Origin of the sequence: Frigoribacterium sp. 9N, from assembly GCF_902506305.1 — a bacterium.
Lineage (GTDB): Bacteria > Actinomycetota > Actinomycetes > Actinomycetales > Microbacteriaceae > Frigoribacterium.
In genome coordinates this window covers 1,183,812-1,195,444 of record NZ_LR733392.1, presented here as the reverse complement: position 1 = coordinate 1,195,444, position 11,633 = coordinate 1,183,812, and the positions used below count along the sequence as shown (strand labels likewise).

Annotated in this window: 10 protein-coding genes and 1 tRNA gene; 7 read left to right on the top strand and 4 right to left on the bottom strand. The window is 71.6% G+C overall.

What is annotated here, in order from left to right:
* Positions 1-18: 18 nt before the first annotated feature.
* Complete coding sequence (locus tag ARTHRO9V_RS08625; protein ID WP_159826639.1) at positions 19-1,347, bottom strand: M20/M25/M40 family metallo-hydrolase; 1,329 nt, start codon at positions 1,345-1,347, stop codon at positions 19-21.
* Positions 1,348-1,456: 109 nt separating this feature from the next.
* On the opposite strand from ARTHRO9V_RS08625, the gene ARTHRO9V_RS08620 reads away from it, so the two are divergent.
* Positions 1,457-1,541, top strand: a tRNA-Leu gene (locus ARTHRO9V_RS08620).
* A gap of 129 nt (positions 1,542-1,670) precedes the next feature.
* Here ARTHRO9V_RS08620 and ARTHRO9V_RS08615 read toward each other — a convergent pair.
* Positions 1,671-2,621, bottom strand: coding sequence for a ferritin-like domain-containing protein (locus ARTHRO9V_RS08615; protein ID WP_043594964.1), 951 nt, complete (start codon positions 2,619-2,621; stop codon positions 1,671-1,673).
* Between the two features lie 177 nt (positions 2,622-2,798).
* On the opposite strand from ARTHRO9V_RS08615, the gene ARTHRO9V_RS08610 reads away from it, so the two are divergent.
* The 4 genes from ARTHRO9V_RS08610 (at position 2,799) to ARTHRO9V_RS08595 (ending at position 6,598) form a co-directional block, all read left to right on the top strand.
* Positions 2,799-3,728, top strand: coding sequence for an alpha/beta hydrolase fold domain-containing protein (locus ARTHRO9V_RS08610; RefSeq protein ID WP_159826637.1), 930 nt, complete (start codon positions 2,799-2,801; stop codon positions 3,726-3,728).
* A 55-nt stretch (positions 3,729-3,783) separates the two neighbouring features.
* On the top strand, positions 3,784-4,761 hold the full coding sequence (locus tag ARTHRO9V_RS08605; protein WP_056045111.1) for an aldo/keto reductase: 978 nt from the start codon (positions 3,784-3,786) through the stop codon (positions 4,759-4,761).
* Between the two features lie 97 nt (positions 4,762-4,858).
* A complete protein-coding gene (locus ARTHRO9V_RS08600; RefSeq protein WP_043594967.1) occupies positions 4,859-5,146 on the top strand; it encodes a hypothetical protein in 288 nt (95 codons plus the stop codon).
* Between the two features lie 120 nt (positions 5,147-5,266).
* Positions 5,267-6,598, top strand: coding sequence for an NAD(P)/FAD-dependent oxidoreductase (locus ARTHRO9V_RS08595; RefSeq protein ID WP_056045118.1), 1,332 nt, complete (start codon positions 5,267-5,269; stop codon positions 6,596-6,598).
* Positions 6,599-6,688: 90 nt separating this feature from the next.
* Here the strand turns inward: ARTHRO9V_RS08595 and ARTHRO9V_RS08590 are convergent, their stop codons facing one another.
* Positions 6,689-7,261: a TetR/AcrR family transcriptional regulator gene (locus tag ARTHRO9V_RS08590; RefSeq protein ID WP_159826635.1), complete on the bottom strand. Its 573-nt coding sequence runs from the start codon at positions 7,259-7,261 to the stop codon at positions 6,689-6,691.
* 80 nt (positions 7,262-7,341) lie between these two features.
* On the opposite strand from ARTHRO9V_RS08590, the gene ARTHRO9V_RS08585 reads away from it, so the two are divergent.
* Positions 7,342-8,799: an MFS transporter gene (locus ARTHRO9V_RS08585; RefSeq protein ID WP_201298925.1), complete on the top strand. Its 1,458-nt coding sequence runs from the start codon at positions 7,342-7,344 to the stop codon at positions 8,797-8,799.
* On the opposite strand, the gene ARTHRO9V_RS08580 is transcribed toward ARTHRO9V_RS08585, so the two are convergent.
* Positions 8,800-10,011 carry an MFS transporter gene (locus ARTHRO9V_RS08580; RefSeq protein WP_233568316.1) on the bottom strand — a complete coding sequence of 404 codons (1,212 nt, stop codon included), beginning with the start codon at positions 10,009-10,011 and terminating at the stop codon, positions 8,800-8,802.
* A gap of 82 nt (positions 10,012-10,093) precedes the next feature.
* Between ARTHRO9V_RS08580 and ARTHRO9V_RS08575 the strand changes: the two genes are divergently transcribed.
* Positions 10,094-11,482, top strand: a complete 1,389-nt coding sequence (locus ARTHRO9V_RS08575) for an LLM class flavin-dependent oxidoreductase (RefSeq protein ID WP_159826633.1) — start codon at positions 10,094-10,096, stop codon at positions 11,480-11,482.
* The last annotated feature ends 151 nt before the right edge of the window (positions 11,483-11,633 follow it).

The following is an 11,633-nucleotide window of genomic DNA, read 5'->3' as shown; positions in this document are numbered from 1 at the left end:
CTTCTGGTGCGGGGGTTGCTAGTACGTCGACAACAAGTCCCGCAGGACGCGACTGCCAAAGGATAGTGCGTCGAGCGGGACCCGTTCGTCGACGCCGTGGAACATGGCCGGGAAGTCCATGCCCTCGTCGAGCCGGAGCGGGGCGAAGCCGTACCCGGCGATGCCGAGCAGGCTGAGGGCCTTGTTGTCGGTGCCGCCCGAGAGCAGGTAGGGCAGGACGGGTGCTCCCGGGTCGTGCCGGTCGAGGGTGGCGGTGATGGCGTCCACCAGGGGCCCCGAGAAGGGCGTCTCGAGCCCGATGTCGGTGTGCATCGTCTCGATCTCGACGTCATCGCCGATCAGGGCCCGGACCTCGGCGAGCACCGCCGCCTCCTGCCCCGGCATGCACCGGATGTCGACCAGGGCCTCGGCCGTGTCGGGCACGACGTTGTGCTTGTAGCCCGCCGTCAGCATCGTGGGGTTGGTCGTCGTGCGCAGCGAGCCGCGGATGAAGCCCTTGGCGGTGCCGGTGCGCAGGACCAGTTCGTCGGGTGCGACCTCGTGCACGTCGACGTCGAGGATGCGGGCCACCTCGCCCAGCAGGGCGGTCGTCGTGTCCGTCAGCACGATCGGCCACTGCTGGCGGCCGAGGACGGCCACCGCCTCGGCCAGGCGCGTCACGGCGTTCGCCTCGATCATCTGCGAGCCGTGGCCGGCGGTGCCCCGAGCCCTGAGCTTGATCCAGATCAGGGCCTTCTCGCCCGTCTGCAGCAGGTACGAGCGTCGACCGTCGATGAAGGTCGAGTAGCCACCGACCTCGCTGATCGCCTCGGTGGCGCCGTCGAACAACCCGGGGTGTTCCTTCACCAGGAAGTGCGAGCCGAGGACTCCCCCGGCCTCCTCGTCGGCGAGGAAGCCCAGCACGAGGTCGCGGGCCGGTCGTTCGCCCGCCCGCAGGATGTCGCCGACGGCCGTCAGCATCATGGCGTCCATGTTCTTCATGTCGACGGCGCCGCGCCCCCAGAGCATGCCGTCGCGGACGACGCCGCCGAACGGGTCGACCGACCAGTTCGCGGGGTCGGCGGGCACGACGTCGAGGTGGCCGTGCACCACCAGTCCGGGCTTCGCCGGCTCGGCGCCCTCGACCCGGGCGATCACGCTGACCCGGCCGGGTTCGGACTCGAACAGCTGCGGCTCGAGGCCGAGGTCGCGGAGGGCCGCCTCGACGTACTCGGCGGCTTCGGCCTCGCCGTTCGACCGCCCACCGCCGTAGTTCGACGTGTCGAACCGGATGAGGTCGCGGGCGATGCGGGCCGTCTCGTCGAGCTCGGGCTCGGTCTGTCCGGTGCTCGTGGGGGTCGTCGTCATGCGCCCCACGCTACCTGCCGCGCCGCTCACGCCGACGGACGTGGCCGTGGTCACGAGGGCCCTCCGAGCCGTGCTAATCTTTCGTGTCGGCTTCGGTCGGCACCATCCAGTCCGGGTGGCGGAAATGGCAGACGCGCTAGCTTGAGGTGCTAGTGCCCGTATAGGGCGTGGGGGTTCAAGTCCCCCCTCGGACACTCGAAACACTCTCTCTCGAGAGGCGTTTCACCAGATCTGTGTTGAGACAGATGCTTGTTCGCAAGCGACGGAAGGCCCGCACACCCCGGTGTGCGGGCCTTCCTTGGTTCTCCGGCCTTCGTCGGTCGTCAGACCGCGCTGCCGGGGTTGCCGCTGGCGACGATCGAGCCGTTGATGCCCTGCGGGAAGAACCCGCCCTTGTCGATCTGGTTCGGCGTGAGGTACACGACGTTGAGCACGCGCTCGGCGGTCCGTCCGTAGACGATGGCGTTGGCGTCGGTCGGCACGAGGTTCTGGACGCCACCGAGGGTCAGACCCTGGTCGTCGTCCGTCGACCCGTCGAGGGAGTCGCGGGCGTCCGAGATCTTCGTCGCGGGCACCTGCAGTCCCTTGGCGTTCAGCGTGGTGCGGATGATGCCCGCGTGGTAGGCCTCGACCGCGAGGATGCCGGCGGCCGCGCCGAGGTACGTCTTGTTGTAGATCAGGGGTGCGGCCCCCTTGTAGGCGGTCACGCCGACGTCCTCGAAGATGAACGCCCCGAGCAGGAAGTTCTCCTCCGAGGCGAACGGGTCGAAGGTCTGGCCCGGCGTGATGACCCCTGCCGCGAGGGCCGCCGCCGTGAAGCTGCTCTGCAGGTCGATCGCCGGTCGCGACACCTTCGCGCCGCCGAGTGCCGACCGCAAGAAGGAGACGTGCGCCTTCTCGTCCGCCGCGATCTCCTGCGCGATGCGCTTGACGATCGTGGTCTTGAACGGCACGGGTGCGCCGCCGACGACGCCGCCCTGGGGGTCGATGCCCGTGATCTGGTCGGCGGGCAGCCCCGAGCCGGTGACGGCCCGGAGGTAGAACTCCGCCTCGAGGTACTCGAGGTTGAGTGCGAAGTTCAGGATCGTCGCATCACTGATCACCTCGTCGGAGGGCGAGACGGCGGCCGCGGACTGGGCGGGCAGCGTCGCGGCGACCGCGGCGAGCCCCGTGCCGAGGCCGGTGACGCCGGCGGCGGCGAGCAGCCGTCGTCGATCGATCGGGGTCTCGGCGCTCCGGGAGATGGCACTGCTGATGAAGCGTGTGTCGAACATCGTCGTTCCTTCGGGTGTGTTCGTGCAGCGAGGTGTGCCGTCGGTGCGCGCTCCCAGATGACGGCACCGGCGACGTCGGGGTCGGGTGACCCGTTCGGGGGACAAGCTAGCCCCCTCGCCTCCCGTCCGGTAGCCCCCGCCTCCCCTGGTCGTCCCCGGCGCCCGTAGGGTCGGGTCATGTCGCTCTCGATGGCCGCCACGCGTGCTCTTCTGCGCCTCCGGCTCCGCCTCCGCCCCCGCTCGACCGAGTCCGAGGACTCGCTCGTCCGCTCGGTCGCCCGTCAGGGCTCCGCCGCGCCGGTCACGCGAGCGGTGCACCGCGTCGCGACCGTCGAGGAGGCGCGGGTCGGTGGTGAGCGCGTCGTCACGCTCCGTCCGCGTCGGGCCCCGAGCGGCGTCCACGTGGTCTACCTGCACGGCGGTGCCTACGTGCACCCCGTCCTGGCCACGCACTGGAACCTGCTCGCGGGTCTCGTCCGCGCCTCCGGGGCCGTCGTCACGGTGCCCCTCTACGGTCTCGCCCCGGCCCACGACGTGGACGACGCGCTGCCGCTGCTGGACGCCGTCCTCGCGGACGTGCGCCGCGCCTCCCCGTCCCGCGTCGTCGTGGCCGGCGACTCGGCGGGCGGGGCGCTCGCCCTCGTCGCGGCCATGCGGGGACGCGACGCCGGCCGACCGGCACCCGACGCGCTCGTGCTCTTCTCGCCGTGGGTGGACGCCCTGCTCGACTCCCCCGCGATCGACGAGGTCGCACCGCTCGACCCGATGCTCGCCCGCGACGGTCTCGTCGCCGCGGGTCGGTGGTGGGCCGGCGACCGTGATCCGGCCGACCCCGTCGTCAGCCCGGTGCGCGGCGACCTCTCGGGTCTCCCGCCCGTGTTCGCCTACGCCGGCGATCGCGACCTGCTGACGCCCGACGTGAAGCGGCTGGCCGCGGGCGTGACCGCGGCGGGTGGACGCGTCGAGCTGCGGCTGTACCGCGGTGCCTTCCACGACTTCGTCGGCGCTCCCTGGACCCCGGAGGCGCGGCGGGCGCTCCGACACGCCGCCTCGGTGATCCGCGGGGACCCGTCGATCGCGGGCCGGACCGCGCCGCCCCGCGCGTAGGGTCGCAGTCGGCGCGGGCGTCGGTGCCCCGCCTCGACGACGAGAGGTGCCACACATGGAGTACGCACGACTGGGCACGAGCGGCCTGACCGTCTCGGCGGTGACCCTGGGGTGCATGAGCTACGGCGTGCCCGACCGCGGGACGCACGAGTGGAGCCTGCCCGAGGACGAGAGCCGCCCGTTCATCTCGCGGGCGCTCGAGCTCGGCATCACGACCTTCGACACCGCCGACGTCTACTCGGACGGCACCAGCGAGGAGATCGTCGGACGGGCACTGCGGGACTTCGCGACCCGCGAGGAGGTCGTCCTGGCGACCAAGGTGCACGGCCGGATGCGTCCCGGTCCGAACGGGGCCGGGCTCAGCCGGGGGCACGTCATGAGCGCGATCGACGACAGCCTGCGCCGGCTCGGCACCGACTACGTCGACCTGTACCAGATCCACCGCTTCGACCCCGAGGTGCCCGTGGAGGAGACGATGGAGGCGCTCCACGACGTCGTCAAGGCCGGCAAGGCCCGCTACATCGGCGCCTCGAGCATGTGGGCCTGGCAGTTCGCCTCGATGCAGCACGCGGCCGACCTCGGGGGCTGGACGCGTTTCGTCTCGATGCAGGACCAGTACAGCCTGATCCAACGCGAGGAAGAGCGTGAGATGCACCCCTATTGCCTGGACCAGGGGGTCGGCGTGCTGCCCTGGTCGCCCCTGGCCCGCGGGAAGCTGACCCGGGACTGGGACGCCACCACGGCCCGGACCGAGACCGACCGCTTCGGTCAGACGCTCTACAAGCAGCGCGAGGACGGTGACCGCCTCGTGGCGCAGGCCGTCGCCGACGTCGCGGAGGCGCGGGGCGTGCCTCGCGCACAGGTCGCGTTGGCCTGGGTGCGGCAGCAGGACGCGGTCACGTCCCCCATCGTCGGCGCCACGAAGATGCAGCACCTCGACGACGCCGTGGCCTCGGTCGACCTGTGGCTCACCGACGACGAGCTCGACGCGCTGGAGTCGCCCTACGTGACCCGCGAGAACGAGGGGTTCTGACGACACGGTCCCGCCCGGTCGACCGGCACCACGTCGGTCTAGGGTGAGCCGCACGGGCGGCGACGACGCCGACCGACCTCGACGAAGGGCAGCACCCATGGGCAGCGACGCCAACCACCACGAGCACGACCGGCCGAGCACCGGCGGACCCACCTCGGGCGAGGACGGCTCGTACGTCGACGACGACCTCGACGGCGGCGCCCGCACGCGCGGGCCGCACGACGGCGAGGCCGACGGCACCTACACCGAAGAGGCCGGCACGAGCGAGGGCGACGGGTCGTACGTGGACGCGCAGGTCCCGGACGAGCCGGCCGCCGACGGCGGTCCCCACGACGGCGAACCGGACGGGTCGTTCACGCAGAGCGACCTCGACGGCGGTCGCTGACCCCACCGGCCGACGCGTGGCCGTGCCCGGCCCGGCCCCCGAGGGGTGCCGGGCCGTTCGGCGTGTGGCGTTCCGGCAGGCGGCCCCGGGGGTACGGTCGTCTGAGGGAGGAACACATACATGACCAAGCGAATCGTAATTCTCGGCGGCGGTTCCGCCGGGCTCACCACTGCACTCGAACTGCAGAAGCGACACCCACCCCAGGCGGCGAGCATCACCCTCGTCGACCAGGCCCCGTACTTCACCTACCAGCCGTTCTTGCCCGAGGTCGCCGGTGGCCACATCGCCGCGCGCGACGTCACCGTGCCGCTGCGCAAGACGCTCAAGCGCACGAAGGTCGTCGAGGCGTCGGTCACCGGGCTCGACAGCGAGGCCAAGAAGGTCACCGTCACGAGTGCGGACGGCGAGTCCAGCGACATCGCCTACGACCAGTTGGTCGTCGCCCTCGGCGCCGTCACCCGGACCTTCCCGACCCCGGGCCTGGCCGAGAACGGCGTGGGCTTCAAGAGCGTCGAAGAGGCTCAGTACGTCCGTGACCGCATCCTCGGCAACATCGCCGAGGCGGCGAGCGTCAAGGACCCGGCCGTCCGCCGCAAGCTCCTCACCGTCGTCTTCGTCGGTGGCGGCTACACGGGCGTCGAGGCCCTCGCCGAATTGTCCGACGCCGCGAACTCCGCCGTCGACACGTTCCCGAACCTGTCGCGCGACGAACTGCGCTTCGTGCTCGTCGAGGCCCTGGACCGCGTCGCCCCCGAGGTCGGTCCCGAGCTCTCGAAGTGGACCCTGGGCCAGCTGCGCGGTCGAGGCATCGACATCCGCCTCAAGACGACGATGCCCTCGTGCGTCGACGGCGACGTCGTGCTGAGCGACGGCGAGACCATCCCCGCCGGCACGATCGTCTGGACGGCCGGCGTCAAGCCGAACCCGGTGCTCGGCGACATGGGCCTCCCCCTCGGCCCGAAGGGACACGTGAACGTCAGCGCGACCCTGCAGGTCCAGACCGAGGACGGCCACAAGCTCGACGGCGTCTGGGCCCTCGGCGACGGCGCGCAGGTCCCCGACCTGCTGGCCGAGAAGCAGCCGGCGTACTACCCGCCGAACGCACAGAATGCCGTGCGCCAGGCGGTCACCGTGGCCGACAACGTCATCGCGACCCTGTCGGGCGAGCCCGTCAAGGAGTACCGCCACGAGTCGCTCGGCACCGTGGCGAGCTACGGCATCGGCAAGGGCGCGGCCAGCATGTTCGGCCTCCAGCTGAAGAACGTGCCGGCCTGGATGGCCCACCGTGGCTACCACCTGTACGCGATGCCGACGCTGAACCGGAAGTTCCGCATCCTGTCGGGCTGGGTGACGAACTTCGTCGGCGGCCGCGACACGACCCCGCTGGTGGGTCTCGGCGATCCGCGCGCGGGATTCCTCAAGGTGACCCCGAAGGTCGACGCGAAGAAGTAGTCGCGACCGATCTCGAGAAGGAGGCGCGTCCCGGGTGACCGGGGCGCGCCTCCTTCGTCGTCGGTGCGGTGGAGCGGCCCGGGGCCCGGCTCAGGCCGTGGTGAGGCGCCGCACGGCCTCGTGCACGATCTCGCGTTGCAGGGCGGGGTCGAGCACCACGCCCGGATGCGCCTCGCCGAGACCGGGCAGGTTCTGCCAGGCGCAGGCGAGCGACATGACGAGGGCGAAGATGTCGTCGCTGCTCCAGGACACCGTCACGGCGGGGTCGCCGCGAAGGCGGTCGAGCTGCGACAGGGCGGCGTCCTGGACCGAGCGCAGGGTGGGGACCGAGGCCTCCCAGTCGTGCTCGCCCTCGAGCCGGGCCCAGGCGAGCAGCCGGTTGTGGTCGGGGTGGGCCTGCATGTGGTCGAAGACGGCGAGGGCGAACTCCTCGACGCTCGCGGCAGGGCGGGACGCGGCCTCGCCCATGGTCTCGAAGGTGCCGTTCAGGACGGTCGTGAAGAGCGACCGCTTGTCACCGAAGTTCGCGTAGAGACGCTCCTTGCTGCAGCCGGCCTCGGCCGCGATGCGGTCGACGCGCGCCCCGGCCAACCCGTGTCGCGAGAACTCCGCGGTCGCGGCCTCGAGGATGGCTCGACGGGTCTCGGCGGCATCGGTTCGCATCGGATCACCGTAGCCGACTTACGGACCAACCAACTAGTAGGTAGGGTAGTTCGTCGTCCCCCAGAGAAACAGGTACCGCAGTGACCACCGTCGCCCCCGCCCCCACCGAGACGCGTTCGTCGCGCCGTTGGTGGGTGCTCGTCATCGTCGCCCTCGCGCAACTCGTCGTCGTCCTCGACGGCACCATCGTCAACATCGCCCTGCCCGACGCCCAGGCCGACCTCGGCCTCAGCGACGAGAACCGCCAGTGGGTCGTGACGGCCTACGCGCTCGCCTTCGGCGCGCTGCTGCTGCTCGGCGGTCGGATCGCCGACTTCTGGGGCCGCAAGCGCACCTTCATCGTCGGGATGGTCGGCTTCGGAGCCGCCTCCGCGTTCGGCGGGCTCGTGCAGACCGGTGGTGAGCTGATCCTCGCCCGCGGCCTGCAGGGCGTGTTCGCGGCCCTGCTCGCCCCCGCGGCCCTGGCCGTGCTCACCACCACCTTCGCGTCGGGTCGCGACCGGAACACCGCCTTCGCCGTCTTCGGCGCCATCTCGGGCGCCGGCGCGGCCGTCGGGCTCGTGCTCGGCGGCGTGCTGACCGAGTTCGTCAGCTGGCGCTGGTGCCTGCTCGTCAACGTGCCGATCGTGCTCGTCGCCATCGTCGCCGCCGCCTTCGTCGTGAGCGAGAGCCGGGCCGAGGGGCGGAACCGCCTCGACGTCGTCGGCACGATCGTCGTCGCGGCCGGCCTCGCCAGCCTCGTCTACGGCTTCACCCGGGCCGAGGACGGCTGGGGCTCGGCCGTCGTCATCGGCTTCATCGCCCTGGGGGCCGGTCTGCTCGCCCTGTTCGTCGTCGTCGAGCGACGGAGCGACCACCCGCTGCTGCCGATGCGCGTGCTCGCCGACCGCGTCCGTGGCGGAGCCTTCCTGGTGCAGTTGATCGTCGGGAGCGTCATGATCGGCGCCCTGCTCTACCTGACCTTCCACCTGCAGATCGTGCTCGGCTTCGGCCCGCTCGAGGCGGGGCTCGCCAGCCTGCCGATGACGCTGGTCATCATGGTCTGCGCCCCCCTGCTGACGAAGGCGCTGCCGATCGTCGGCCCCCGCCCGATGATGATCGTCGGGCCGCTCGTCGCGGGGGCCGGGCTGCTCTGGCTCGCCACGCAGATCACGGCCGACGGCTCGTACGCCGTCCAGGTGCTGCCGGCCCTGCTCGTCATGGGCGTCGGCCTCGCCGGCGTCTTCGTGCCCATGCAGAACCTGGCGCTCAGCCGGGTCGCCCCGCACGACGCCGGTGCCGCCAGCGCGACCTCGAACGCCATGATGCAGATCGGCGGATCGATTGGTCTCGCCGTCTTCACGAACCTCTACGCCGGGGCCGTCGCGTCCTCGACGTCGACGGTGGGCGGGCCGCTCGGTCCGCTGGTCGACGGCTACTCGGTGGCCTTCCTCGCCGCCGCGGTCGCCATGCTGCTCGCCGCGCCGATCTCGTTCTTCCTCATCCGCGGCCGCAAGGAGGACCTGCTGCCCACCGAGGCGCCCGTGCACCTCGGCTGATCAGGCCGGGGTCGGCGTGCCGGTGGCGGTCCGGGGCAGGCGGATCGCCGCCCCGGCCGCCACGGCCAGCAGGACGGCCGCGACGCCGAACGCCGCGGGGTACGAGACCGTGTCGACGAGCAGGCCCGCGACGAGCGGCCCGGCGATCGCCCCCACGTCCGAGCACATCGAGAAGATCGCGACGGGACGACCACCGCGGGCCCCCGCGGCGTCGCCGACGAGTGCCGCGGGCGCGGTGCCCATGAACGCCGTCGCCACGCCGTAGACGCAGAGCAGGGCGCCGAGCGTCCAGACGTCCGGGGCGAGGGACACCGCGAACAGGGTCACGGCCGCCACCGCGAACGAGCCGATCACGGCCGGTCGACGGCCGACCGTGTCGACGAAGCGCGCAGCCGGTGCCAGCGCGATGGTCTGTGCCACCGCCGACGCGGCGAAGAGCAACCCCGTCCAGGCCGTCGGTCCGCGCAGGACCTCCACCACCAGGACGGGGACGAGGGCGCTGCGCACCCCCAGCGACGACCAACCCTGTGCGAAGTTGGCCACGCACGCGGTCCGGAACCGCACGTCGCGCAGCACGACCCCGAGGGGCACCGGAGGCGCGGTGACGGTCGTCGAGGAGTGCTGCGGTGCCCGGCGCAGGAGCACGACGCCGACCAGGCCGGCCACGGCGAGCGTGCCCGCGTAGAAGAAGAACGGCGCCGTCAACGAGATGGTCGCGAGCAGCCCGCCGAGGGCAGGACCCGCCATGCCGCCGACGAGGAACCCGCCCTGGTAGAAGCCGACGGCCCGGGCCCGGAGCGACGGGTCGGTCGCGCCGAGCAGCAACGTCATCGCCGCGATGCTGAACATGGCCGAGCCGATGCCACCCGCCCCCCGGAGCAGGAGGAGCTGCGGATAGGTCTGGGCGAGCCCGGCGAGTCCGCTCGACAGCGCCACGATGCCGATGCCCACCGAGAGCACGACCCGCTCGCCCATCAGGTCGATGAGTCGACCCACGAACGGGCTCGCCACGAGGCGCATGAGGGCGAAGGCCGAGAGGACGGCACCCACCAGGGCGTGGTCGACGCCGAAGCTGCGGGCGTAGACCGGCAGGACCGGGACGACCACCCCGAAGCCGACCATGACGAAGAAGGCGATCACGCCGAGGACGTAGACGTCGCGGGTGAGACGGGGGCGGTCGACGTCGGTGACGTGGCGGCGGAACGGGAGCACCGACACAGGCTACGGGGCGCGGAGTGTGACCTCGTGTGTCGGCGAGGACGACAGCACGGGCCCGGGTCGTGATGATGGCCTCATGACTCGACGAATCCGGTTCAACGCCTTCGACATGAACTGCGTGGGGCACCAGTCCCCCGGTCTCTGGCGGCACCCCGACGACCGCTCGGCCGACTACACGAAGCTGAGCTACTGGACCTCCCTCGCGCGCCTCCTCGAGAAGGGCGTCTTCGACGGGCTCTTCATCGCCGACGTGCTCGGCACGTACGACGTCTACGGCGGCAACCACGACGCGGCGTTGCGCAACGGCACCCAGACCCCGGTCGGCGACCCGGTGCTGCTCGTCTCGGCCATGGCCGCCGCGACCGAGCACCTGGGCTTCGGCATCACCGCCGGCACGGCCTACGAGCACCCCTACCCGTTCGCCCGGCGCATGTCGACGCTCGACCACCTGACGGAGGGGCGGATCGGCTGGAACGTCGTCACCGGCTACCTGCCGAGCGCCGCCCGCAACATGGGGGCCGACGACCAGCTCGACCACGACACCCGGTACGACCAGGCCGACGAGTACCTCGAGGTCCTGTACAAGCTGTGGGAGGGGTCGTGGGAGGACGACGCGGTCGTCCGCGACCGTGAGTCCGGCGTCTTCACCGACCCGGCGAAGGTGCACGAGATCGGGCACGACGGCACCTACTACAAGGTGCCCGGCATCCACATCGCCGAGCCCAGCCCTCAGCGCACCCCCGTGATCTACCAGGCGGGTGCCTCGCCGCGGGGCATCCGCTTCGCCGCCGGCAACGCCGAGTCGATCTTCGTGGCGGCCCCGACCAAGGAACGCCTGGCCGCGACGGTCGGCAAGATCCGGGACGCGCTCGAGGCCGCGGGCCGCGACCGCTACTCGGCGCGCATCTACACGTTGCTGACCATCATCACCGACGCCACCCCCGAGGCCGCCCGGGCCAAGCACGACGAGTACCGGCGATACGCCTCGCACGAGGGCGCCCTGACGCTCATGTCGGGGTGGATGGGCGTCGACCTCTCGACCTACTCGCTCGACGACCCCGTGGGTGACGTCGAGAGCAACGCCATCCAGTCGGCCCTCGCGAACTTCCAGGCGCAGGCGGGTGACACGGGCGCGGAGTGGACGATCCGCGACATCGCCGAGGCGGCCGGGATCGGCGGTCTCGGGCCCCGCATCGTCGGGTCCGGCGAGGAGATCGCCGACCAGCTCCAGGAGTGGGTCGACGAGACCGACGTCGACGGGTTCAACCTCGCCTACGCCATCACTCCGGGCACGTTCGAGGACGTCGTCGAGCACGTGATCCCCGTGCTCCAGGCCCGGGGCGTCTATCCCACCGAGTACGAACCGGGCACGCTGCGGCAGAAGCTGTTCGGGCGCGGAGACCGGTTGCCGGACGAGCACCACGGGGCGCGGTACAAGATCTCGACCGGAGCCCGCGTCGGCTGACGGAGGCCCTGCGGGGCGAGGATCTGAGGATCGTTACAACGGCGTGTCGGCGAAAGCCGACACGCCGTTCCCATCGGGGCTTTCGTTCGTCGGATTCGATAACGGCAGGCGACTCTAAGGCTCCCGGAAGGGTGGTCGGCGACATGACGCG